The sequence below is a fragment of the Streptomyces sp. Ag109_G2-15 genome (assembly GCF_900215565.1).
GTDB classification, from domain to species: Bacteria; Actinomycetota; Actinomycetes; order Streptomycetales; family Streptomycetaceae; genus Streptomyces; species Streptomyces diastatochromogenes.
Genome location: NZ_OCNI01000001.1, coordinates 824,390 through 848,998, shown reverse-complemented (window position 1 = coordinate 848,998; position 24,609 = coordinate 824,390). Strand labels below are relative to the sequence as shown.

At 68.0% G+C, this 24,609-nt stretch carries 19 protein-coding genes and 1 pseudogene; 12 read left to right on the top strand and 8 right to left on the bottom strand.

Features of this window, described 5'->3' with window-relative positions:
* The first annotated feature begins 17 nt into the window (after positions 1 to 17).
* Positions 18 to 326: a hypothetical protein gene (locus CRP49_RS46385; protein WP_143669955.1), complete on the top strand. Its 309-nt coding sequence runs from the start codon at positions 18 to 20 to the stop codon at positions 324 to 326.
* The gene (locus CRP49_RS03425) at positions 313 to 951 is read left to right on the top strand and encodes a hypothetical protein (RefSeq protein ID WP_143669954.1); all 639 of its coding nucleotides are present in this window, start codon (positions 313 to 315) and stop codon (positions 949 to 951) included. The genes CRP49_RS46385 and CRP49_RS03425 overlap by 14 nt, the downstream gene beginning before the upstream one ends.
* Positions 952 to 1,921: 970 nt before the next feature.
* Here the strand turns inward: CRP49_RS03425 and CRP49_RS46380 are convergent.
* The 7 genes and pseudogenes from CRP49_RS46380 to CRP49_RS03395 all read right to left on the bottom strand — a co-directional run bounded on the left by CRP49_RS46380 (position 1,922) and on the right by CRP49_RS03395 (position 7,703).
* Positions 1,922 to 2,269: a hypothetical protein gene (locus CRP49_RS46380; protein ID WP_143669953.1), complete on the bottom strand. Its 348-nt coding sequence runs from the start codon at positions 2,267 to 2,269 to the stop codon at positions 1,922 to 1,924.
* 363 nt (positions 2,270 to 2,632) lie between these two features.
* On the bottom strand, positions 2,633 to 3,064 hold the full coding sequence (locus CRP49_RS03415) for a hypothetical protein (RefSeq protein WP_143669952.1): 432 nt from the start codon (positions 3,062 to 3,064) through the stop codon (positions 2,633 to 2,635).
* On the bottom strand, positions 3,061 to 4,077 hold the full coding sequence (locus CRP49_RS03410; protein ID WP_143669951.1) for a hypothetical protein: 1,017 nt from the start codon (positions 4,075 to 4,077) through the stop codon (positions 3,061 to 3,063). The genes CRP49_RS03415 and CRP49_RS03410 overlap by 4 nt, the downstream gene beginning before the upstream one ends.
* A gap of 119 nt (positions 4,078 to 4,196) precedes the next feature.
* On the bottom strand, positions 4,197 to 6,431 hold the full coding sequence (locus CRP49_RS03405; protein ID WP_097252087.1) for a WXG100 family type VII secretion target: 2,235 nt from the start codon (positions 6,429 to 6,431) through the stop codon (positions 4,197 to 4,199).
* A gap of 45 nt (positions 6,432 to 6,476) precedes the next feature.
* Positions 6,477 to 6,884 (bottom strand): hypothetical protein, encoded by a 408-nt coding sequence (locus CRP49_RS03400; RefSeq protein WP_179851486.1) that lies wholly within the window; start codon positions 6,882 to 6,884, stop codon positions 6,477 to 6,479.
* 188 nt (positions 6,885 to 7,072) lie between these two features.
* A pseudogene (locus tag CRP49_RS47660) lies at positions 7,073 to 7,221 on the bottom strand (IS256 family transposase); the annotation flags it as partial.
* A 179-nt stretch (positions 7,222 to 7,400) separates the two neighbouring features.
* Positions 7,401 to 7,703: a hypothetical protein gene (locus tag CRP49_RS03395; RefSeq protein ID WP_257033304.1), complete on the bottom strand. Its 303-nt coding sequence runs from the start codon at positions 7,701 to 7,703 to the stop codon at positions 7,401 to 7,403.
* Between the two features lie 120 nt (positions 7,704 to 7,823).
* Between CRP49_RS03395 and CRP49_RS03390 the strand changes: the two genes are divergently transcribed.
* The 9 genes from CRP49_RS03390 (at position 7,824) to CRP49_RS03350 (ending at position 18,667) form a co-directional block, all read left to right on the top strand.
* Positions 7,824 to 8,051, top strand: a complete 228-nt coding sequence (locus CRP49_RS03390) for a GntR family transcriptional regulator (RefSeq protein ID WP_097252086.1) — start codon at positions 7,824 to 7,826, stop codon at positions 8,049 to 8,051.
* 694 nt (positions 8,052 to 8,745) lie between these two features.
* Entirely contained in the window at positions 8,746 to 9,174 is a 429-nt protein-coding gene (locus tag CRP49_RS03385) for a hypothetical protein (protein WP_097252085.1), read from the top strand.
* A gap of 2 nt (positions 9,175 to 9,176) precedes the next feature.
* A complete protein-coding gene (locus CRP49_RS03380) occupies positions 9,177 to 10,964 on the top strand; it encodes a hypothetical protein (protein WP_097252084.1) in 1,788 nt (595 codons plus the stop codon).
* A 90-nt stretch (positions 10,965 to 11,054) separates the two neighbouring features.
* Positions 11,055 to 12,296, top strand: a complete 1,242-nt coding sequence (locus tag CRP49_RS03375) for a S8 family serine peptidase (protein ID WP_373560324.1) — start codon at positions 11,055 to 11,057, stop codon at positions 12,294 to 12,296.
* Positions 12,297 to 12,440: 144 nt separating this feature from the next.
* A complete protein-coding gene (locus CRP49_RS03370; protein WP_094221042.1) occupies positions 12,441 to 12,791 on the top strand; it encodes a WXG100 family type VII secretion target in 351 nt (116 codons plus the stop codon).
* Between the two features lie 77 nt (positions 12,792 to 12,868).
* Positions 12,869 to 13,168, top strand: a complete 300-nt coding sequence (locus CRP49_RS03365; RefSeq protein WP_094221041.1) for a WXG100 family type VII secretion target — start codon at positions 12,869 to 12,871, stop codon at positions 13,166 to 13,168.
* Between the two features lie 148 nt (positions 13,169 to 13,316).
* Positions 13,317 to 14,303, top strand: a complete 987-nt coding sequence (locus CRP49_RS03360) for a serine/threonine protein kinase (protein WP_179851485.1) — start codon at positions 13,317 to 13,319, stop codon at positions 14,301 to 14,303.
* 11 nt (positions 14,304 to 14,314) lie between these two features.
* The gene (locus CRP49_RS03355) at positions 14,315 to 16,528 is read left to right on the top strand and encodes a protein kinase (protein WP_097252082.1); all 2,214 of its coding nucleotides are present in this window, start codon (positions 14,315 to 14,317) and stop codon (positions 16,526 to 16,528) included.
* 39 nt (positions 16,529 to 16,567) lie between these two features.
* Positions 16,568 to 18,667: a protein kinase gene (locus tag CRP49_RS03350; RefSeq protein WP_097252081.1), complete on the top strand. Its 2,100-nt coding sequence runs from the start codon at positions 16,568 to 16,570 to the stop codon at positions 18,665 to 18,667.
* 67 nt (positions 18,668 to 18,734) lie between these two features.
* Here the strand turns inward: CRP49_RS03350 and eccCa are convergent, their stop codons facing one another.
* The gene (gene eccCa / locus CRP49_RS03345; protein ID WP_097252080.1) at positions 18,735 to 22,709 is read right to left on the bottom strand and encodes a type VII secretion protein EccCa; all 3,975 of its coding nucleotides are present in this window, start codon (positions 22,707 to 22,709) and stop codon (positions 18,735 to 18,737) included.
* 336 nt (positions 22,710 to 23,045) lie between these two features.
* On the opposite strand from eccCa, the gene eccD reads away from it, so the two are divergent.
* Positions 23,046 to 24,554 carry a type VII secretion integral membrane protein EccD gene (eccD, locus tag CRP49_RS03335; protein WP_097252079.1) on the top strand — a complete coding sequence of 503 codons (1,509 nt, stop codon included), beginning with the start codon at positions 23,046 to 23,048 and terminating at the stop codon, positions 24,552 to 24,554.
* Positions 24,555 to 24,609: the final 55 nt, after the last annotated feature.

Sequence of the window (24,609 nt, the reverse complement as noted above, 5' to 3'; positions counted from 1 at the left end):
GTAGAAGAATCTGTCAGGTGAACGTCGACGACAAGTGGGCGCTGATCGCGAACCAGGAGTGGTGGGAGGAGGACGTGCCCATCACCACGTTGGCCCTCGGCAACCGGGCAGTGAAGTCGGGAAATCTGTCCGACGACGGTACCTTCATCTATAGCGGGACAGGGGCAGTGATGCGCGTCAAGGGTTGCAAGAAGCCTGATCGAGCTGGGCACACCCTTTACACCTCGATCCAGGTACGCGCCTCGGACCTCGGAAATGCACCCGCCATGAAGAAGTTGGCCACCGCGTACACCAAGGCTGTTGGGAACACCGATGAATGTTCGTAAGGCGGCTGTGGCGATCGGTGCCTCCCTTGCTCTCCTGAGCGGGTGCGGCGGCGGAACAGGAGAAGCACCCAGCCTCGACGCGAAGCAGACCGTGGCGACGCTCCCAGACGCCAAGTCCGTCCCCGGCTGGGAGGTCTCACTGGAGCCGGTGGCTTACTCCCTGAAGAAGGCGCTGTCGATGGGCGTGGGCCGTTGCTACGGGGAAGCGCCGGATTCCTGTGCGCGTGTGCGCTTCCTCGGAGTCTCGGCTTTCCATCAGCAGGGGAAGCCCGACCTTTCCTTCATCGTCCAGACGTACAAGGACTCAGCGACCGCGAAATCCGCGTACAGGGCAGTCTGGAAGGGCTGGAAGGGGCGAGTGCCCTCGTCGCGGCCCGTGAATGTCGGCGAGGTCGGTGAACAGCGTGATGCCGTGGCCGGTTTGAGTGCATCCATGGCGAAGGACTCGAAGGGGACGCTGGTTCAGGTGCGTGTTGGCAGCGTCATCATGTTGAGCATGGCCGAATCCGTTCCGCGTATCGAGATGGCGGATTCGTTCCTGACCAAGTTCGCCACGGTCTTCGCGCAGCGGGCCGACCAAGTGCAGGAGGGCAAGACGCCGACGGCCGGGCTGCGTGGCGTGTGAGGCCTCTTCAGCACTGCCCTGCCCGGCTCGTCACCGCGAACACGAAATTCGGTGCCGTGGCCGTGGACCGCACTCACTCGGCAAGACTGGGTCTGACCGCGGCCGGGACGTCGACCGCCTCCCGTAGCGAAGCGGCAGACGGCGGAGACGCCGATCCGGAAGATGGCGGCCAGTTGGGGTGTAGGTGTCGCCGCAGCGCAGGAGATCTTCATCGTCGACGGCTACCCGGACCCAGCCGACCTGTCCTCCAGGCCCTGATCGGCCCGTGTCTGGCCAACGACCCCGCACACCGGCCCGCCCCGGCCGCGATCGCTCAGGCGTTCGCCCTGCCGCGCGGCACCGACCGCGTTTGGCGTCACGGGCCCGTTGCCGCGGACATCCAGCGGCGGGAACGCCACCTGTACGAGCTGACCACCCTGCCCGGAACCAGTGGGCCGGGCGACCTCTCCGTCGCCATCTGTTGACGACCCTCGCGGTCGGCGGCCCGGTCGCCCTTGCCGACGCGGGCGGCACCGCCTGGTGGCTCTGGGGGGCGTAGGTCGAACCCGGGGCCGATGGCCGGTGGGGAGCGCGCTCGAGCGGGCCGTTCGACTGAGGTCAGCGCAGTTTGTTGAGGGCGTCGGTGCGGGCGGCGGCCGCGTTGTCGCGGGAGTCGTACGGCAATGAGTCTTTCGACCCCTGGTCGAGCCCAGCCCCTGGGTCCACAGACGGGTCATGTCCATGCTCTGCGCCTCCAGCCGCGTGAGCGCGTTCTTCGGGCCAGCGTCCTTCAGCTCGCGCTTCCACGAGTTCAGCAGATGACCGGTGGGGTTCGCACTGTAGGCGGGCGGGGCTTCGGCGTTCGCCGAGAGGCGCGCGATAACGTCCGCGCCCCACTTTTGCGCCTCACCCCGCCCCTGTGCCTGTGTGACCTTCTCCGCCACGCCGTCCAGGGAGCCCAAGACCCGGGCGCCGAGCTTGGCGCGGAGGCTCAGCGTGTCCTTCCCGGCGCTGCGGGGGGTCGCCGCGAGGTCGGCCGCGATGTGCCAGGTGGCGGCCTCCCGCACTGTGGCGTATGCGGCGGGCTGTGCGATATCGCCCGTACGACATGGAGCAGGGAGTCCACCGAGACGGACATGTGCACGCCGGCCTCGTCCTGCCACGGGGACGTGGACGAGGTCTCCGCTCGGATGTAGTCGACGTTCACTGAGGTCAGGATCTGGTCCGTGTCGTCCGCGTAGTCGGCCAGCGCCTCGGAGAAGGGAACGGCCAGGGCGGGCTCCACCTCCGCCGAGCCGGTTCCCGCCGTGTCGTCCATGGCCAGCAGCAGGTTCTGCATGGACCGCGCCTGCTGAAGGGAGTGTCTGCCCGCCGTGGCCCCCATGGTGGCCCGCTTGACAGCGGCTCCCAGCTCAGAGCAGCTGAGATCGCCCCGGTAATGCGCCCCGAGGGCTGAGCGCACGCGCTTGTCTTCCAGAAGCGGGTGACAGGTCCCGTCCTCATCGGTCGCTCCGAGACATAGCCAGGCCCCGACGGTACCGGCCGTGATCACGCCTGCAGCACCGACCGCGACGGTCAAGAGCAGGACACGCCGCTTCGCGCTGTTGGTGGTCACTGCCGCCACCCGTCTTCAGCAGCGCGACCGTCTCGGTCCTCATTTCCCGCCTGTCAGTCGAGCGCGGTCGTCCCCGCCAGAGCATTTTCACTTGGTTGCAGCGGAATAGGACATGTACGCGTTCTGAGAGGTGCAGTTCGCCTGGACCACGGCGCGGTCGCTTCCGATCGACGCATGCCCTGGGAAGGACACGTCCCGCTCGGCGGCGTACTTGTAAGACGATCTCACTGTCTTCCAGTTCACGGGATCCGGGGCGCGGTCCCAGCGCGTGATGTCGACGTACAGCACCCGGTGGCCGTCGACACTCAGGGCGCAGGCCGCACCCGGCTGTGCCTGGGTGGCCGTGTACGTCTGCTTTACCGATCCGTTTTTCGGGATGAGCGGTGAGAGGACCCCCTTCGGCACCGGGACCTTGCAGAACTCCGCGGGGACGGTGGCACGGGTGCTGCTGCAGCCCGCCGCCGCTGCCATTAGGGCAGTGCACAACAGGGCTGTGACCATCCGCCCGGATTTCTTCATGCCCGGGACATCATCTGCACGGCGGTGCAGCCGCGCTGCGTCGTTTCGTGGTCGGCGAAGGCCTTCAGTGCGAATTCGGCGAACGACGCGGAGTAGTGCGGGACCGGATAGCTGTCTGTGTCCCTGTCGTACAGGTGGTACAGCACGAACACCGCCGACTGCGCGGACTGAGGGCACGTCGCGGTGGCCCAGCTATAGTCCCGGTCGCTGTTGGTGGGGCCGTAGCCCTTCTTAAGGTGGCTGCGCTCGCTCGTGAGGAAGTCCTTGGCGGCGGCACCGTAATAGGCGTACAGGCCGTAGCCGGGCTTCCCGGTCTTCGTCACTAGGTAGCAGTTGGTCTGCGGAGCGTCGGGATCCGCTGGGTACTCCATGACCTCAGGGGTGCCGTTCTGGGCCGCCGCCGTACCCCGCAGCGCGACGCACGAGCCCTCGGCCTGTTGCAGCAGCTTGGCCGTGTCGGGCGTGCCGAGCCGTGCGGTGGACAGGCCGGTGAGCCGCTTGCCGGTCTTCACCTGGCAGCCGTACTTCTCGGCTGCCTTCTGGGCGGTCTCGGTGGTCACCCGGCCGAGTCCGCCCAGAGTCGTACTGTTCGCCGTACCGAGCAGGTCACCGTAGGCAACCAGAGCCTTGCTCTTCTGGTTCACGCAGTCGAGCGCGACCATGACCTGGTAGGTGCCGCTGTCGTACCTGACGACGCCAGACCAGCCGTGGCCGAGTGGGGCCGCCTGCGCCTTCACCCCGTTGTAGTCCGCGTTGTACCAGGCGAGGGTCCCGGAGGGGGCCGCCGCACTGCTCCAGCGCAGCTTCAGCTCCAGGGAACTGCCCTGTGGGCCGGATGCCGAGTTGTGGACGCTGCAGGCGGCCAGGTAATCGCTGTCGCCCTCGTCACCGGCGCTCAGGTGTGACGAGTGCAGAGCCGCCCGGAGCCCGTCCTGGGCCAGGGTGCCGTCACAGGCCCGGTCCAGTGAGCGGTCGTCACTCCCCGAGTCGAAGGCCCCAGTGCCGTAGAGCACGAGCCCCAGAAGCGCCAGAGCCAGCAGGCACGCCCCTGCGTACCACCCGGCGTGTATACGTCGGAACCCGGATTTCATCTGCATCGTGCTCATTCTGTCGGGGGACGTTCGGTGCCGTGTCAGCGGTCGGCGCGAAGCGTGCTCAGCGTCCGGTCACGGCCGTGCTCGTAGTCGTTCTGACCTGCGTGGACGTAGTACTTCGTCCAGTCGCTGTCGACGGCATGGCCGCGGCTGTCCGCCCATGCTCTGACCAGCTTCTCGACATCGTGCTGGCCGGCGTCGTAGGTCTTCGCGTTCTTCTCGGTCGCCTCGAGGTTCGCCTCGGACACGTGCTCCTTGTTCGACTCGTACGCCCACACGTCGAGGGTTCTCTGGCTGAGGTCTCCCACGGGGCTGAGATCACTGACGGGGTTGAACATCAGCGCCGTGCTGAGGGACGTGCCCAGGCCGTGGTTGAAGTCGGCGGCCCACTGCGTCTTCTTAAACCGCTCGTCGTAGATGATGTCCGACCGGATGCCGTCATAGGCGCCCATGGCACGGGACGACTCCACAACTCGATCCCGGATCGTCTTGTCTCCGGCGTCCGCGGGGATCCCGTCCATGACATGGTGTGCGTACTGCTGTTCGGCCCCATAGAGGTGTCCGAACGCCTCCGGGTCGTTGGCGACGCCGCGCATGACGGCAGCGAGGCGCTGGTGCCCCACGGCCATGTGCGAGCCGTCCTTGTCGCTCCAGACGGAACCCTCGCTGTCCCAGTCGATGTCGTACTTCGACGACGACTCCGCGTAGGTCTCGTGCGTGTCGGCCGTGTACGACGTCAGGATGTGGGCCAGCGGCTGGACCAGGTTCTTCGGCAGGTCCTGGGCATGCTTGTCGGTGTACAGCGTATTGATCGTGTGCTGCAGGATGCGTGCCTGCGGCTCGGTGTGCTGACCGATCGGGTGATAGCCGCCCGGCGCCTGGCCGGTCGTCGCGGCCTCCAGGGCCGCGCCGAAGCCCTTGCGGACGTCGCCGTCCTCCGCCAGGACGGGTATGCCCGTCGTCGTACCGCCGGGCGGGGTCGCGAAGTGGTCCACGACGGTGTCCCAGTCCCGCCCGTGGAGCAGGTACTCCAGGTTGTCGTTATGGGCCGGGTCCAGGTACTCGGTGCTGGTCTTGGGATCATGGGACATGATGCCGAGCACGCCGTCGAGCGGGTCGTTGGCGAACCAGCCCCGGTGGTTGTCGCTGAACTTGTCCCGCAGGGCCCAGATGGACTCGGTCGGGTTGTCCCCCTTGGCCGTGTACGACTCCTCCGCGTGCCGGATGTCGTCCGCGGTGTCCTCCAGGAACTGCCCGTTGTAGCCGTGACCCTGCTGCATCAGCGTAGCGAGGCTCTGGTAGCCGCGGACCTTCTCGTCCGGGATGGGACTGAGGCCATCGACCTTGAACTGTTCGGTTCCGGCCTTGCGCATGTCCTCGCGGAAGTCCTTGTAGAAGGACGAGTGCGGGTCCTGGGTCGCGGTCGCCAGCGTGGTGGCGAGGCCTTTCTGGATGTCCAGGTACTGGCCGCTGTGCTGTTTGTCGTTGTGGTACGCAAGGCCGTCGAGGCTGTTGGAGAGCTGCAGCGTGCCCTTGGCGCCCAGTTCGTCCAGCAGCGTCTGGCTGAACGCCTTGTCGCCGGAGTTGTCGTGGAAGAGGCGTTGCAGTTCCCGGTAGTCGGCCGCCGTGGCCTTGCCGGAGTTGACGCGCTGCGCGATGTCCTTGCCCTCGTCGGCCTCGTACTTCTCGATGTCGCCCTGAGCCTTACCGTTGAAGTCGGGGACCTTGCCGAGGCCCGTGTCGGGGCCCTTCACGACAGCGGTGAAGGCGACCTCGACGCCCTTGTCGGCGTCGTCCACGTCCTTCACGCACTGGTCGATGCTGGCCTGCCAGGAGGCGACGGCTTTGCGTACGCTCTCCTGGTAGTCGGGATCATGCGCGAGTGCCTGGCGATCTCCCTGGCTGAGCTTCCCGGTGTCGTACGAGACCACGCCCTGGTCCGACACCTTCATCCCCTGGGCGATGGCGTCGTCCCGGGCCGACTCCAGCTTCTTGCGCAGGTCCACGAACTGGGTGTGCGCATCGCGCAGGAGTGAGGCGATCGCCTTGGCCTCGGTCTGGGCGTTCTGGAACTCCGTGAGCCTGATTCCGAAGCGCGCGTTGGCGGCCTGCTGGCTCTCGCCGACCCACGTCGGGCGCAGGGTGATGCCGTGCACGTCCCGCCGGTAGGCGGTCTCCTGCTTGTGGAGCTCCTTCGCCATGCCGTCCCAGCGTTCGGCGGCCGTGGTGAGCGTGGACACGTCTGTCGTCAGGATCTCGTGGTATGTCGGCATGGGTCCCCGTTAGTCCAGTGGCGTGCGAGACGGCTCGGCTGTCTGTCAGTGCTCCGGTGGCGGTGAGTACGTGTCGAGCACGGAGACCTTGCGCACCCCGGCGCCCACTCCGACGTCCGTCCCGGTCATCAATGTGTTGTTGTTCCGGAGGGCCGATTCGTCCCCCGACAACTGGTTCACCAGGTTCTGGACCTGTTCACTCCAGGTCTTGTGCGCCTTGCTCACGGCACTGGACGTGACCCAGCCATGCCCGTCCTTCGCATCGAACGCCTTCACCACGGCGCTCGTCTCGTCGTCCGCCCAGGCCCCCGCCGTCGTGGTGTGTGGCTCGATCTCGTTGTGGAGCGTGTTTGCCGCGGCCTTCTTCTCGGCGGGAGAGGACGCGAGGTCCGGCTGCCCACCGCCCGGGGAGCTACCACCGCCCAGGTCGGCCGGCAGCTGGTTCAACCGCATTCCAACGGGCTGCCCCGTTCCAGCGTGGTGCTCGCCTTGAGTACTTCCTGCCATGGCCCCTATCCCCATCAGCTCTCTGGCGTACCGCGTCACATTGGCAACGGCATTGTCACATATGGCAGTTGAACAGCATGGCTCGGCATCGTTTCAACGGCCACCGGCCTGCCGGTGGCCCGCCAGAGTAATCGTCATCCTGGAGCGATTGAGGTGGCTGAGGCGGCGCTGAGCTCGTGGCGTTCGACGAGCTGGCCGCTTTCGAACGGGCTCCGGCCTGGACAAGGGCGACAAGGTAGGGCGCGTTCACCGTGCGCCAGCGGGCCTGGGCGGATTTGACGAGCATTTGAATCGCGGGGGCGGGTCATCGGTGATCTTCTTGACGGCCTTGGGGGGCTTCGCGTCGCAGAGTGTGCGGTTTCGTCGGCAAACAGCAGCTTGGCGTTCTGGGAGCCGAGAAGGTGCCGGAGCCCCGAGACGCGTCAGAACGAGCATGTCTTGGGGCTTGTCGTTCAGGGGTGACTACTTCTCGTCAGCGTACGGGGGGATTCGTCGGCTGCGGCTCTCAGCGATGTTGAGTACGTCCGTCAGTGACTCGATGAGGCGGCGGGTGATGAAGCGCAGTTCGTCGGCGGTGAGGTTCGCCTCTTCCTCGATCATCGGCTGCGCCAGGCTCAGGACGACGGCGGCCGTCTCCATCTGCTGGACCTCAACTCTGTCCGCCAGCAGAGCCAGCGGGCTGGCTGTGCCGTCCGTGACGAGATAGGCGGGCTTGCCCTCCGGGCCGCTCCAGGGCAGTAGGCGAAGGCGACTGGGCTGGCTCACTGGGGTCAGCTCCTCGGTAGCTCGTGTACATGTTCGCGGGCCGTTCGCTTCGGTTGCTAGTATACGCGCATACGCGCATTCGCGGTCGCGGGAATCCGAGGCTACGCGCATCCTCTCCGTATGGATCTCGACCGCAGCAAACCTGTATGGCCCCAGATCGCGGACGAACTGCGCCGTCGTATCGACGCGGGTACGTACGCCCCGGGGGCGCGGTTTCCCGCTGTAGTGGATCTCGCGACGGAACTGGACGTTGCCCCGTCCACGATCCAAAAGGCCGTGGCCGCCCTACGCGAGGAGGGCAGGCTCTACACCGTCCTTGGCCAGGGCTCGTTCGTTGCTGACAGCTGAGATGGGGCGGGGGCTTTGGTCTCCTTCCGTTGGATAGGGCGACTGATCTGCGGTGCAGACAGGGCGGCCGCGGGCAAAGTGCTCGCCGGGGCCATATGCTCGAACCGTGATGTTCTTGGCGGGAGTTGCTCGGCTGCGATCGATCACGCCTTCAACTCTGCAGAGCGTCTTCGGTAGGCTGCTCGCCTTTGAGTAGCCGATCGCGGGTGGCCTACACCGACACTCTGAGCTGCACCAGGCGCCTGCGGCGTGTTATCCCGGCGAGCGCTGTGCACGAACATGTTGATCACGAGGGTGATCATCCCGCCCATGGTCAGGATCATGAGAGTCGGCACCAGTAGGTTCATGGCACTCGCTTGTGTCTGATGTTCCGTACGGCGGGCAGCAGCGTGTGAGTTCGATGAAGATCTGGCGCAGACGGCGTCGAGCATGGTCATGGTGGGGCGGTGTCGCACCTGCGGTGTGATCGAGGAGCCAGTGCAACCACTGCCGCACACCGGCAAACCGGGCATAGTGCGGCACCGGGTTCGGTCTCGTAACTGAGTTAACACACAGCCAGGTTGGAGCCGTTGTACAGGTTGACTACAGTGTTAAAAGCGTTGTGAGGCGCGGCTCGCTTTGCGATCGTACGGCGAGCGGGTGGTCGGTCTCGATCCCCTCGGGGCCGATGGTGTACGGGGAAACGGGGAGGAACATGAGCGGGGGCGGGTCGGGGCCGAACCTGGAGGCCAACCGGGACGCGCTGAAGAAGTTCGTGGGGCGGGTGGACGCCGTGCTTCGTCAGCTCGAAGAGTCCGCCGGCAACCCGACGAGAGTTGGTGCGCAGACGGTCAGGCCCGCGTCACTGACTTCGGGACCGGCGAGCATCTTCCCTGAAGCGCACGATCTGTACAACCAGTACAAACGAGTCCATAAAGACCTCACGGACCTGTCCAAGAGCCTGCATCTGCAGATCGAGGCGATGGGCATCGCGGTTGACGGTGCGAGCAATGGCTTCGACGGGCTCGAAGAGGAGCAGCGCCAGCGGTTCTGGGCCATCCAGGAGCACATCCAGGACAGCCAGGATGTGAAGGATGGCAAACAGCACACCGGCAACAACGCCAAGAGTGGTGCGGGGTTGTAACGATGACTGACAAGCACGACGCCGATCTGAAGCGAGTCGGCAATCAGAACGACGCCACCGACTGGGTTCGCGGTTACGAGAGCAGTCCGCACAGCGGGTTCCTTCTCGGAATGGTTGACGTGGCCATCAGGGCCACACCCGTCGGGCGAGCGGTCGCCACTCGGACGGACTTCGGCAAGAGCGATCTCCCTCTCAACAAGATGATCGACTTGGTCGAGCAGATGGACCCGGAGGACCTCGAGACCTCCGGCAAGGCCCTATGGGATGCGCGCGACGCCATCAAGTCAGCAGCCGACGACCTTCATGCCTACATCGAGGGTGTGCACTGGGTTGGCCAATCGGGCAGTGACTTCCGTACCTGGGGCAGGAATCTCGTCAAAAATACGCACCACCTGAGCGAGTTCGCCGGAGCGGCAGGCGACGAGATCACGGCTGCCGCAGTGGGCCTTGCCGCCGTCCGCGGAGCCATGCCGCCTCGTGACACGGAAGCGAACCGGACGCGGCCCAAGGATTTCACGGCGGCCGAGAAGGCGGCAGACAAAGAGGGGTACGCCACTGCCGTAAAGGTGGAGAAGGACCGCCAAGAGGCGATCAACCAGATGAACCGGTTGGCGTCGTACTACGCGGTGTCCGAAGAAGTGATGTCGTCTTTGCCGACGAACGAGCCGAAATTCACGAGCATGCCGCCCAACGTGGGGGTTCCCAAGCCCGCGAAGAGATACGGCGTCGGCAGTCCGGGGTCCTCCACGGGTTCGGGCTCGCACGGAGATACGGGATCGGTATCCAGCGGCAGCCATCACGTGACGGCGCCGAGCGCTGACGTCACTAGGCATGTCACAAGTGACGGCCCGACGCCCACGCAGCACGTCCCGGACAAGATCCCGCACCCCGACCAGCCCGTCGGTACGCACATCGACACCACCGGCACGCTGCCACCACCCACGACAACGACGCCTGGGCCCAGCCACACTCCTCCGGTCACAGGCGCGCCTCCCACAAGTGGCAGCCAGCCCAATGTGTTCGACGGTGGTGGCTTCAAGCTGCCCATGCCCAACCCCACATCGGGCCGGAGCTTGAACGGCGCCGGCGGGTTCCGTAACCCTGCGACCGCTCAGGGGCGCGTGGGTACGTCCGAGTCGACCAGTCCAGGCTCCGGGCGCTCCACGGGGCGAGGGCCCATGGACCAGATGGGCCGCGCCACGTCGACCGGCCAGTCTGCGGTCAAGGGCGCTGGTGCCGGACCGAGGGCGTCCTCGCCGATGGGCCGAGGAGTCACGGGTGGCACGCCGCGCCCAGCAGGCACGGCGGGGCAGCGTACGACCAGCGGGCCGACCACCGGCGCCGGCCGGTCCAACGGAGTTGTCGGGGGACGGCCCTCCACCACGAATCCGTCGTCGAAGAACGGGTCGAGGATCCCTCGCGGCACGGTCATCGGCGGTGAGGAAGAGGCCAACTCCCGGTCTGCGACTGGCCGGCTCGGCCAGCGCGGTGTCTTCGGAGCGCCTGAGTCCGCGGCGCGGCCCGGTTCGAATGCGGCGGGCTCCCGTGCCGCTTCGGGATCGTCCGAGGCCGTCACCGGCAGGCCGACCGCGCGCAACTCCGCGGCAGGAGCTGAGCGTAACGGAATGACCCGTGGTGGTGCCGGTCTCGCGCGCGGCGTCGGCCACAACGGAAGGCCCGGCGAAGAGCGGAAGACGGATGGGACACCGCGACCGGACTACCTGGTCGAAGAGGAAGAGACACACCTGCCCGACAAGCCCCGGCGTGATGTGCCGCCGGTGATCAACTGAGCGCGAGCGAGGACACGAAAGACGATGAAGTCAGGGATCAGCCGACGAGCCGAGCAGGCTACGGTTCACAGAGCACGCTCCGGTAGACGAGTGCGTGCTGTAGCCGCGGTCGTTGGCGCCCTGGCCGCCACGACGGTGGGCTTGGCTCCGAGTGCCGCTGCGGACGACGTTCAGTCGAAGCAGTGGTACCTCGGTCCGATGCAGGCCGAAAAGATGTGGAAGGTCAGCACTGGGACGGGGGTGAAGGTCGCTGTCATCGACAGCGGAGTGAACGCAAACACCTCGTCGCTCAAGGGACAGGTCCTGACGGACGAAGTTCCGAAATCAGTCGCGTACCGGGCCACCGACGATTACGACGGCCACGGCACAACCATTGCCGAGTTGATTGCGGGTACTGGAGCGGGTGGCGGCCTGAAGGGTCTGTCACCTGGAGCGAAGATCATCCCGATCCGTGTCAAGTTCGAAGACCTGAAGGGCAGCGCGGAGGAGCTGAAGAAGACGGCCGACACCACCACCGCCATCCGGGCTGCAGCTGACACTGACGCGAAGATCATCAATATGTCCTTCGGTTCTGACGGACCTGACTCCGACGAACAGGCTGCTATCGACTACGCCGCTTCGAAGGGAAAGTTGCTGATTGCCGCAGTCGGGAATGACGGCGAGAAAGGCGGTCACATCGGTTATCCGGCGGCTGACGATTACGTGGTCGGTGTAGCTTCGACCGATGCAGCTGGCACGGTTTCCAAGTTCTCCTCGTCTGGCGGCTACGTCGACTTCTCGGCACCGGGCCAGAACTTCCCCGGCTGGTGCGACGGTACCTTCCGCTCGTACTGCGACAACATGAACGGTACGAGTTCGGCGGCGGCGATCGCCTCAGGCTCTGCCGCACTGATCTGGTCTGCGCACCCTGACTGGACGGTGAACCAGGTCACCCGCGCGCTGATCGACACGGCTGGACGTAAGTGGCCGAAGAACAAACCGAGCACGTACCTCGGCTATGGTGCCGTTCGCCCCCGAGTGGTTCTGGCGGATTCCCGCTACAACCCTGGCCCGGCGAACGTCGATCCACTCCGCAAGGAGAACGGCGGGGACCTGCTGGCCAAGTCGGCAAGTTCCTCTTCGTCTTCCAACTCGACCTCGCCCTCCGCTTCTGCATCAACCCCGTCACAAGCCCCGGAAAAGGGTTCTAGCGGCGCTACTTCAGCGGAAGGATCAAGCGCGAAGTCGTCGAGCGACAGCAACACCCTCTGGATCGCACTCGGCGCCGTCGCCGCGGTCGTCGTGATCGGCGGTGGAGGCCTGGCGGTCATGCGGGCGCGACGCGCCAGGTGACGTCCATAGCCGTCAACAGCCGCAGCAGCTCAATGCTGTTCGGATAGGGCAGGGCACTGCGTACTCACCGCTGCAGAGCGACAAGAACAGCGGTGAGCCGAAACCATCAGATCAACAACGGACACACGAAAGGCAGGGCCGATCATGGCCGGCGGAAAGCAGAAGCTCGAAGATGCCGCAGTAGTCCACCTGCAGAAGCAGATGGTGGAGAAGTACGAGGGCATCCAGAAGCGCGTGCACGGGCTTCAGGGCGTCATCGACGGCCTGGAAGGCCAGTGGCAGGGTATCGGTCGTGCCGCGTTCGACAAGAAGCAGTTCGAGATCAACGAATCGCTGCGGAACATCGGCAACATCCTCGGTGACGTCATCGAGGCGATGACCTCGACGCGCAACATCAAGGACAGCAAGGAAGACGAGGTGCGTGCGGCGGTCAACAAGATCGACCTCCAGGACGGCGCTCCCACGGTTCCGACGTCTTCCCTCAGCTCCTACTGAGTCGAGCGGCACCCAGGACAACTGCCGGGCAGCCGGCGCACCCACCAGCTACACACCAGTGAGACGAGGTAACAGGCATGGCCAACAACGCTGAGGGACTGTCAGTCACTTATGACGGGCTCGACGTCGCGGCAACCAAGATCGGTAACGAGGCGAGCACGCTCGAGCAGGACCTGCAGGAGCTCCGCAAGATGGTCGTGAGCAGCCTGCAGTACTGGGAGGGCGAGGCCCAGGGCACCTTCAACGAGAAGCTGCACCGCTGGGACAAGGAGGCGAACGACATCCACCAGGCCCTGACCGGCATCGGCCACGTCGTCGCCCAGTCCGGCGGTACGTACATGGAAGGTGACAAGAAGGCGGCCTCCTACTTCCGGTAGGCCGAACCTCGCAGAAGCAACTCCAGGGTGGGCGCGCGCGGGAGGCGCCCACCCTGTCGTTGGGCCGCAGCCCGATCTCGCACCGGTCGCCCGATTCTGTGTCGCGGCTGAGGCGTCGGGAAGCGCACAGACAAGGACTGGGAATCAGGTGCACGCGACAACTGCCGGAACCGGTGAAGCGCAGCAGGGCGTCCCGGCCTCCCGACGGATCGGCCCCTACGTCCTGATCACCGCGCTGGACGACCCCCGTAGCCATAACCCGGTGCCCGAGCGGCGCTACATCGCCCGCAGCGCCGACGGTGAGCACACCGTCTTGCTCAGCACTCCGCTCGCAGGCACCGATCCACAGCGCTTCATGGCGGAAGCCGAGGCCTCTCGTTACCTTCTCGGTCAGTTCATGTCGCCCGCCGTCACATGCGCCGCCTCCGGTGAGGCCGCCTGGCACGCCCGCCCCTATCTGCCTGCGCTTCCTCTGCCCACCGCACTCGCCGTCCACGGCGGCCCACTTCCCGAGCGGACCGTCCGAGCCCTCGGAGCGGCTCTTGCCGAGGCTCTTGTCATCGCGCACGGGCAGGGACTGACATACGCCGGTGTGTCCCCAGCAGCCGTGCTGCTCGCCGCCGACGGGCCACGCCTCACTTGCTTCGGAGCCGTACGGGCCGCGGCCCCGGACGGCACGCCCCGTTCCGGCCTGCCGGGACTCGAGCCGGGCAGCCTGCCGCCCGAGCAGGCGTCCGGCGGGCGTCCACGGCCACTGGGTGATGTGTACGCTCTGGGCGCCACGCTCGCCTACGCGGCCACCGGTCACACCACGCCCGAACGCGACGAACTTCCCTCCGCACTGCGTACGATCCTCAGCCGCTGCCTGGCCCGGGACCCGGGCGCCCGGCCTCAACTGGCCGAACTGCTCGACCTGTTCGCTCCAACCGCGGCGATCACGCCCTCGGCGCCCCATCCTGCCGACCCCGCCATGGTCCAAGTGCCGGTCGATGCCGGCTTCGCCACCAGAACCGCCGCGCTGCTCGGCCCGGGATGGCTGACGAGCCCCGTGATCGCCGCCATCGCCCACCAGTCGGCCGCCGTACTCAGCGCCGAGATTCCGCGCTCCACCGTGCCCACCTCACGCCAGGACTGACGACCACCGCCATGCCCACTCCGCTCACTCACGACGACCCGCAAGCGTTCGGACCGTACCGCCCGATCGTCCGCCTCGGCAGCGGTGGCATGGGCACGGTCTACCTGGCGCGCTCGGGCGGTGGACGGACCGTCGCGGTCAAGACGATGCACGCCGGCATAGCCTCCGACTCCAGTGCCCGAACCCGGTTCCGGCTGGAGGCCGATGCCGCCCGCGTCATCGGAGGGCTGCACGGCGCTCAGGTCGTGGAGGCGGACACGCAGGCCGAGACGCCATGGATCGCCACTGAGTATGTACTCGGCCCGCCGCTCGACGAGGCCGTCGAACTTGCCGGACCGCTCACCGAGGCAACCGTGCGTGCTCTCGGGGCGGCTCTGTGCGGGGCGCTCGGTCAGCTGCACAGCACCGAAGTGGTCCACCGCGACCTCAAGCCGTCCAACATCCTGGTCACGGCCTACGGGCCAAAGGTCATCGACTTCGGCATCGCACGCGCGATCGGCGACGACCGTCTCACGAGAGTCGGGGCGGCCGTGGGCACCCCGGCGTTCATGTCACCGGAGCAGGCGAGCGGAGAGGAGCACACCGGGGCGGGCGACGTGTTCGCGCTGGCCGGAGTGCTCGTCTTCGCCGCCACCGGCCGTGCCCCGTTCGGCCACGGTCAGACCGCCGATCTTCTCTACCGGGTCCGGTACGGCGATCCGGACCTGAGCGACGTACCCGCCGCCTTGGTCCCGATTCTCGGCCCGTGCCTGGACAAGAACCCGTTCCGCCGACCGACAACCTCGGAACTCGCCGCTCAACTGCACGACGGATCGGGCGAGTTCGCGGAGCACCTGCCGGACTCGCTGCTCGCGGAGATCGCCCGCCGTGCCACCGAGGTCTGGCAGATCGCACCTCGGCGACTCCCCGCACCGTCGGCACCGTACGCGGAATCGCCGACTGTACCGGCCGCGCCGACGTCCCGTCGCCGGCTGCTGCTGGCAGGCAGTGGACTGGCGCTCGGCGCGGCGGTCGCCGGGGCGGGAGCCTGGGCCTGGAGCCGGCGGTCCGGATCGCACGAGAAGCAGCCTGTCGCGAGTCCCAGCAACAACCTCCTGCCGAAGAAGAAGCTTGACTCGATCTGGCAGATCCAGGTCGCCGATCCGCCGTATGGCACGGTCCTACCCGCACAGCCGCTCGCCGTTGGAGATCTTGTAACGCTGGTGGCCGGTACCGGTCTGGGCGGAATCGACGCCGGCTCGGGACAAGTCCGGTGGACGTCGGAGCAGATGGAGATCCACTGGCAGATCGCCACCGACGGTGAGCGACTCGTGCGCATGGTGGCCCCGCCAGGATCCGAGGGGAACGCGGGCAAGCCTGGCGGATTTCCGCTCATCCTGGCGTCCGTCAACACTGGCACGGGAGCGGCGGCCAAGCCGTTCGCCCAGCTCACGGACTTCAACGGGGTCATTGACGAGAACCAGGTGCTGTGCACGGCCGATGGCGTCGTGTACGCGGCGGCCGGCAAGGGGAAGTACGACATCGCGTACTTCCTGGCATCCCAGTCCTGGTCCGTCTTCGCCGTCGACATCAGCACGGGGAAGAAGCTCTGGGCCGCGCCGCTGCCCTCACGACCGGACAAGACGGACCGCCTGCACTTTCTCACGGCCCGAGTCGTCGGCCACAACCTGGTGGCCCTGCAGGAGACGAACGCCGGCAAGGTACGCATCGTCGTACGGGACACACGTACGGGTGCCGTCCGCTGGGACAAGCCATTCGAAGGCGTCGCACCGGACCGCGTACAACTGCCGCTGGCGACAGACGCCGAGAACCTGTACCTGGGTAACGGGCGGTTGCAGGCTCTCCGGCTGAGCGACGGCGCTCAGGTGTGGGACTCCAAGACGGAGCGTCCCGGGCGCACCTACGGACCCCCGGCGGTCAAGGACGGCGTGGTCTACGCCGTCGAGAAGGGCCTCGGCCTCGTCGCCTTCGACTCCGGCAGCGGGCGAGTGCGGTGGGAGGAGAAGGGCGGCGCGGGAACGAAAGCGGATGTGTCCGCCGCACCGGTCATCGGCACGGACTACGCATACAGCAAGCGCTCCTCGGCACTCTGGGCGATCGATCTCGCGTCGCACACGCCCACGGCCTCCTACAAGACCACCGGGGACCGCTTCGTCGCCCACGAGAAGGCGAAGGTGACCATCGCGCTGGGCGGCAAGTTCCTCGCGGCATTCCCCCTCAAGTGAGCGCCGTCATCCGATGGACAGAAGAGAAGGCAGTCAGCGATGAAACCCCTGGGTACCGGTGACCCGATCCGCCTCGGGCCGTACCGTCTGCTCGGTGTGCTGGGCGAGGGCGGCATGGGGAAGGTGTACCTCGGCCAGGATGGCGCTGGGGCCATCGCCGCGATCAAGGTGCTCCGCCCGGAACTGGCCCACGACGCGAACCTCGCCCAGCGCTTCGTACGTGAGGCGCTCGCGGCGCAGGCGGTGCGAAGCCCGGGCGTGGCGGCGGTCCTGGGCGCACAGACCGAGGGCGGGCGACCCTGGATCGCTACCGAGTTCCTCGCCGGACCGACCCTGGACCAGGCGGTCGACAAGCACGGACCGCTCGATGAGACGGGCGTGCGCGCCTTGGCGGCGTCGATCGCGCAGACCCTGGCGGACATCCATGCGGTGGGCTTCATTCATCGCGACCTCAAACCCCAGAACATCGTGCTGACGTCGACCGGACCACGGGTCATCGACTTCGGCATCGCCCGCCCGGAGCACGGCCTGACGCTCACCACGACCGGCCAGATCCCGGTCACGCCGGGGTACGGCGCCCCCGAGCAGGTGCTGGGGCGGCGAGTGACACCCGCCGCGGACGTGTTCTCCCTGGGCGCCGTTCTCGTCTACGCGGCCACCGGCCGACGCGCGTTCGAGGGGGCCCATGTGGCCGCCGTACAGTACGAGGTCGTTCACGGCGAGCCGCGCTGGGACGGCCTGCCTCCTCAGCTGCACACGCTCGTCGCCCCCTGTCTGGCCAAGGACGGTGCGTCACGGCCGGCCCCGGGGCAGATCGCCACGGCATTCGCCCCACCGAAGAACAGCGGCCGCGTGTGGCAGCGCGGCCCGGTGGGGGACGAGATCAAGGAGCGGGAACGCCAGGTACGCCAGTTCACCGCGCCGCCCACGACGGGCTCCTCGACGACCGTGACGAGGCGCCGCCTGCTCACCGGCCTTGCCGCCGGTGGCACGGTGCTCGCCGCGGGGGGAGGTACAACGGGATGGTGGCTGCTCCGGCAGCAGGCACGCCGGGACAAGAAGGACGGCCTGTTCGACATCCCCCCCGCCGTGACGACGCCGAAGGCCCGGCTGCTCCTCGCGGATGACGGTGACTACATCGTCGGGGGGTCGCCCAAACCCCTGTGGAGCCGTCACGAGATCGTCGACAAGGACTCTGCCGCTCCGCTGCCCGTGCGGGACGTTGTCGTGGTCGGGGACTACGGCAACGGTGAACGCGGGATCGCGGCCTACAACGTCGTGGACGGAAAACTGCGCTGGGCGGCACGAGATGTACAGCCGGATCACTACCTCTCGCTGTCCGACCGCCTGATCGTCGCCGTCGACGCCGAAGGAACTCTGCATACGTTCGTGCCGTCCACCGGCGAGCGCAAGTGGACCGCGGACGCCGAGGCCGCGGTTGTCGTGGCAGCGGACGACAAGGCTGTCTACGTTATGACGAAGGACCACCGGCTGCGCAGCGTGGGCCGCTCGGATGCCAAGGTCCGCTGGACGGCACGGATTCCGTCGGAATACCGCGGAAAGATCTCCCCGAGGGTAGTTGTCGGCCTTGGACGTCTGGTGCTCCCGACGGTCGACGGCCACGTACTGACAGTGGCGACAGGTGATGGCCGTCCGGCGTGGCAGCGCCGCAACCAGGCGAAAGAGATCTCGATCAATCCCGTCGTGCGGGACGGGGTCGTGTACCTCAACGGCAGGACACTGACCGCGCTGAGGCTCGCTGACGGCCACAAGATCTGGAGCAGTACGACCACAGACATGTACGACGCCCCCGCAGAATGGGGTCCGGTGAGCGTCCACGGAGACTCCGTCTACGCGGTCGGCGGGACGTTTCCCGAACGCCGCGCCCTCACCGACGGCAGTAGCACCTGGACGTCCCGGCTCGACGGCAGCAGCGACAGCCCCGTCCTCATCCAGGGCACTGGCGTGTGGACGATCGACCACTCCTACAAGACCGAGGTCAACGCCGTGAACGTGTCGAACGGCTATCCGGGCTGGACGTACAAACTGCCCGAAGCCGAGCACCATGCGATCGTGGTCGCCGGCAACAGGGCGTTCATCAGAAACGACAGTTCGCTTTACGCGTTGCCGGTGTTCTGAACGCACACCAAGGGGCCGTGGTCGCCAGGCGACCACGGCCCCGAGTTCTCCATTCGTCAGCCCACCGTCACACGTGCTCGTCCGCCACCAGCCCCACCTGCACCATCGGCTTCCCCCTCTTCCGAGAAACGAAGATCCCCCGCCCCGCAGGCATCGCCCGCGGCCGCACCCCGCCGAGCAGGTCGCCCTCCGCCGGATCGCCCGCGAGGACCACGCCCTGGGCGCCGAGTTCCTTGATGCGCTGCATGAAGGACTCGTAGCCGGCGCGGGACGCGCCCGCCGTGGAGCGGGCGATGATGAAGCGGACGCCGACGTCGCGGGCGAACGGCAGCATTTCCGTGAGGCCCGCCAGCGGGTTGCCGCTGGACGTGGACACGAGGTCGTAGTCGTCGATGACGACGTACACCGTGGGGCCCCGCCACCAGCTGCGCTCGCGCAGCTGCTCCGGGGTCACGTCGGCCGTCGGGGTGCGGCGCTGCATCAGGTCGGCCAGTGCGTCCATGTGGTGCTGCATCTGGTTGGACATGGGGATGTACTCCGCCAGGTGGGACGGCGGGGTCACCCCGAGCAGCGAGCGGCGGTTGTCGACGACGAACAGCTTGCAGGTGTTGCCGTCGTAGCGCTCGGTGAGGCGCTTGATCAGCAGCTTCAGCAGGTTCGACTTGCCGGACTCGCTCTCGCCGAACACCAGGAAGAACGGGTCCTGTTCGAAGTCCACGAACACCGGCTCGAGGTTGTCCTCGTCGAGGGCGAAGGAGATGCCGCGGTTCGGGAAGCGGTCGCCCGGGGGAAGCTGGGCCGCGGAGAACTCGCGGGGCAGCAGGCGTACCTCCGGCGCGCCGGGCTCCTGCCAGTGACGGGTGACCTCGGCCGCGAGGGCGGTCGACGCCTCCGCGAGGTCCGTGTCGGAGGAGAGGCCGTCGATGCGCGGGACCGCAGCCATGAAGTGCTGCTTCTGCGGGGTCTGACCGCGACCCGGCACTCCGGTGGGGACGTTGGCCGCGACCTTGCGGTCGATCTCGGAGTCCATCGGGTCGCCCAGCCGCAGCTCCAGGCGGTTCATCAGGTGGTCCTTGAGGTTCGCGCGGACCTCCATCGTGCGCGAGGCGGTGAGGACGAGGTGGATGCCGTAGCCCAGGCCGCGCGCGGCGATGTCCAGGACCAGCGGCTCCAGGGCCTCGTAGTCCGAGCGGAAGTTGCCCCAGCCGTCGATGACCAGGAAGACGTCTCCCCAGGGCTGGTCGGTCACCGAGATCTCGCCCCGCGCGCGGCGGGAGCGGAACTCCGCGATGGAGGAGATGCCCGCGGAGCGGAAGTACTCCTCGCGGCGGGTCATGACGCCGTACACCTCGGCCGCCGTACGCCTGACCTTCTCGGGGTCCAGTCGCGAGGCGACACCGCCCACGTGCGGCAGGCCGGCCACCGCGGCCATACCGCCACCACCGAAGTCCAGGCCGTAGAACTGCACTTCCTGCGGGGTGTGGGTGAGCGCGAACGACGCGATGATCGAGCGCAGCAGCGTCGACTTGCCGGACTGCGGGCCGCCGACGATCTGCATGTGGCCGGCCGCGCCGCCGAAGTCGAGCCACAGCGGGTCGCGGCGCTGCTCGTAGGGCTTGTCGATGAGGCCGACGGGGACCACGAGCCGGCCCGCGCCCTCGTAGCCCGGCTGGGTCATGCCGCGGCCGGGCACCGGGGCCAGGCCCGGCAGCAGCGCGTCGAGCGACGGCGGGCTGTCCAGCGGGGGCAGCCACACCTGGTGGGCGGCCGGACCCTGCGCCTCCAGGCGCCGCACGATCACGTCGAGCACGGTGTCGGCGAGCGCGTCGTCCTTCTGCTCCTCGGGCGCCTCCTGGCGCTGCTTCGGAACCGGCGCGTACTGCACCGCGACCTCGGCCGCCGTGAAGAGGACCGGCCTGCGGTCCACGGGCAGCGGACCGCCCAGCGCGGCGACCTGCTGCGAGCTGGTGCGGTACACCCCGGAGACGTACGCCGCCTTGAAGCGCACCATCTCGTCCGTACCGAACTTCAGGAAGCCCGAACCCGGGACGTTCGGCAGCTCGTAGGCGTCCGGGACGCCGAGCGCGGCGCGCGACTCGGCCGCCGAGAACGTCCGCAGACCGATGCGGTAGGAGAGGTACGTCTCCAGGCCGCGCAGCCGGCCCTCCTCCAGGCGCTGGGAGGCGAGCAGCAGGTGCACGCCCAGCGAACGGCCGATGCGGCCGATCTGCACGAACATCTCGATGAAGTCCGGCTTCGCGGTCAGCAGTTCGCTGAACTCGTCGATCACCAGGACCAGGGACGGGATCGGCTGCAGCGGCGCGCCCGCCGCGCGGGCCTTCTCGTAGTCGTGGATGTTCGCGTAGTTGCCCGCGTCGCGGAGCATCTCCTGGCGGCGGTTCAGCTCACCCCGGATCGAGTCACCCATACGGTCGACGAGGGTCAGGTCGTCCGCGAGGTTGGTGATCACGGCCGCCACGTGCGGCATCTGGGCCATGCCCGCGAACGTGGCACCACCCTTGAAGTCGGCGAGGACGAAGTTCAGCGTCTCGGAGGAGTGGGTCACGGCGAGGCCGAGCACCAGCGTGCGCAGCAGCTCCGACTTGCCGGAACCGGTCGCACCGACGCACAGGCCGTGCGGGCCCATGCCCTCCTGGGCGGCCTCCTTGAGGTCCAGCATCACGGGCCGGCCGTCCTCGCCGAGACCGATCGGCACGCGCAGCCGCTCCGACTGCGAGCGCGGCCGCCAGGTCCGCTTCGTGTCGACCGAGGCCGCGTCGCCCAGGTTCAGCAGGTCCGTGAACTCCAGGTTGGCGAGCAGCGGTTCGTCGTCGTCGCCGCCCGACGCCATGCGCAGCGGTGCCAGCTGGCGGGCGAGCGCCTCCGCGGCCTCGTACGACAGGACGTCCGGCGTCCCGTCGTAGACCATGCCGTGCGCCGACTCCAGGCGCAGCTCCTTGGGCTGCACGAGGACGGAGAGGTCGCCGCGGCCGAAGGTGAGGTCGCCGGGCACGACCTCCAGGACCGTCACGCCCTGCATGCCCTCAGGGCTGGCCAGCAACGACGTCGGCGGCAGGGAGATGCCGTCGAGTACGACCACCACGTGCGGCTGCTCGGGCACCGGCGGTCCGCCGGGGTGGAAACGCGGGCGGCCCTGGAGGCGGGAGGCGAGCCGGTCCTCCAGCTCCACCGGGTCGGTGGTGATCAGACGCACGCTGCCGGCGCCGTCGGCGACGCCCGGTGCCTGCACGTGCGGCAGCCACTTGGCCCACTCCCACTCGGGCGCCGACGCGCGTCCGGTGACGACGGCGATGACCAGGTCCTCGGGGGAGTGCAGCGAGGCGAGGGAGGCGGTGACGGCCCGGGCGGTGCCGCGCACGGTGCCCGGCTCGCCGCTGATCGTCACGTGGTAGAAGGCGCGCAGCGACACTGCCATCGGCAGGTCGTCGAGGGCGCTGTGCGTGGCCAGGAAGCGCTGCATGGCGCCCGCGGTCAGTGGCTCCAGCTCGTCGACCGGGGCGGTCTGCGGTGGGATCAGGGGAGTTGCCAGGGCCTGTGGGCCGAGGCCCACCCGCACTTGCCCGAAGTCCTCGTCACCGGTGCGCCGTTCCCACACCCGGCTGCCCTCGGCGACCAGGGCCCACAGTTGCTCCGGCGAAGGGTGCAGGTAGTACTGGGCGTCACGCTGCGCCTGCGCGGTCTCCAGGGCGCCGCGCCGCGTCTGCGACAGGTAACGCAGGTAGTCACGGCGCATGTCGGCCATCTGCCCCTGGCTGCCGCGGCGGTAGCGGATCAGCATCGAGATGCCCATGCCGATCGTCGAGGCCACCATCACCATGCCCATGATCTTCATGAAGGGCTGGGCCTGGGGGTTGAAGAAGAACACCACGGACCCGCCCATGCCGAGCATGGGCAGGAGCTGCATCAGAGCGCCTTCCTGCTGGCCGCGCGGAAGCTCCGGCGGCGCTTGCAGTACGACCTCGTCCGTGGGCACTTCCTTCGGCAGTGCCCGCGGTGGGCGCTTGACGACGATGTGGCTCACTACGCACCAATTCCCTTGCCGGACCGAGATGTTTCGTCCGCCGCCCCGTGTCAGGCGGACGTCGACCGCGAAGCGCGATCCTACTGACAACCACTGACAACGGCGGGCGGTAGGGTGCCGGTGAGACGCGTGAGCAGTTGCGAATCGTGCCGGGAAAACCCGGGCAATCCGCAACGGTTCGAAGCAAGCGCCACCCCGCAACCCCCGGATACGACCGCTCGGTTGGCCGGCGGTGCGGATGGCGCGGCACAACCTACACAGGATCTTTACGGGCGGAAGGGTGCGCGGCGGCACGCAGGCCGCCCCACCACCGACGAGGGGGAACAGCAGGTGAGCATGACGGCCTCCGCGCCTGCCGGCGCGACCGGTGGACCGGGCACCGGAGCCCCTTCCGGGGCAGGCATGGGATTCGGCTTCTGCCGGGTCACCATCGTGGCGCCCGACAGCCGCATAGACGTGGCGCTGCCCGACGACGTACCGGTCGCCGACCTGTACCCGGAGATCCTGCGCCTGTCCCAGCAGAGCCCCTCCGAGGGCGCGCCGGTCGGCTACCACCTCGTCCGGCGTGACGGCACCGTCCTCGACGGCGCCCGCTCCTTCACGGCGCAGCGCATCCTCGACGGCGAGCTGCTCACCCTGCGCCCGTTCGCCGAGTCGCTGCCGCCCGCGGTCCTCGACGACGTCTCCGAGGCGGTGGCCTCCGCCGTCACCCGCGACCGCACCCTGTGGAGCGGCGACCTCACCCGTGCCGCCGGCCTCGTCGCGGGCGGCATCCTGCCCGCGCTGCTCGCGTTCGTGGCCTGGAGCTCCCAGATCCGCCACGACATGAACAGCCTGCAGGGCATCATCGCGGGCGTCACCGGCATCCTGCTGGTCACCATCGCCTGCGTCCGCGCGCGTGTGTACGGCGACCGGGGCTCCGCGGTCGCGCTGGGACTCGGAGCCCTGCCGAACGTGGCCGTGGCCGGTTCGGGGCTGCTGACGCTCTCCGCCGGCCAGGGCATCGGACGGCTCCAGTTCCTGCTCGCCTGCACGGCGGTCCTGGTCGCCTCCGTGGTGCTCACCCTGGTGTCGCCGGGCGGCGACGGACCCTTCGTGGCGTTCGTCTTCGCCTCCGCCATCGGTCTGATCACCAGCTTCATCGCGATCCTCACCGAGCTGAAGCCCATCGAGACGGCCGCGATCTGCGCCCCGCTGTCCGTCGTGGCGCTGGCCTTCCTGCCGGGCCTGTCCATGCGCTTCGCACGGCTGCCCATCGGCTTCGAGCCGCCCAACCCCTCGCGCGGCGGCTACGACAGCGGCGAGCCCGCCCCGCAGGAGCCCGTGGACCTCGAGCGGGTGGCCGCCCAGGCCCGGCGCGGCCACGAACTCCTCGTCGGCCTCGTCGGCGGCTGTGCCCTCGTCGCGGTGGGCGCGTCGATCGTCCTCGGCTTCTCCAGCAACCTCTGGGCCCAGCTCCTGGCCCTCGCGACCGGCGTGGCGATGCTGATGCGGGCGCACCTGTTCCGCTACACCGCGCAGGTCGGCGCCACCCTGGCCGCGGGCCTCGCCGCGATCGTCTTCCTCGGCCTCGGGCTCGCCCTGAACCCGCCCCGGAACTACCTGATCGACGCCTTCCAGGGCGACCACACCGCCCTCGACATCCGCAGCGTCTGGCTCGCCGCGGCGGTCGGCGCCGCCACCGCCCTGGTCACCGCGATCGCTCTGATCACTCCGCGGCGCGGTGTCACCCCCTTCTGGGGGCGCTTCCTGGAGATCGCCGAGAGCTTCGTCCTGCTCACGCTGATCCCGCTGGCGCTGGCCGTGTTCGACGTGTACGAGCAGGCGCGCGCGATGACCAGCTAGGTTCTCGCAGGCTCACCAGACGCGGAAAAAGGGCGGCACGCGCGCGTGCCGCCCT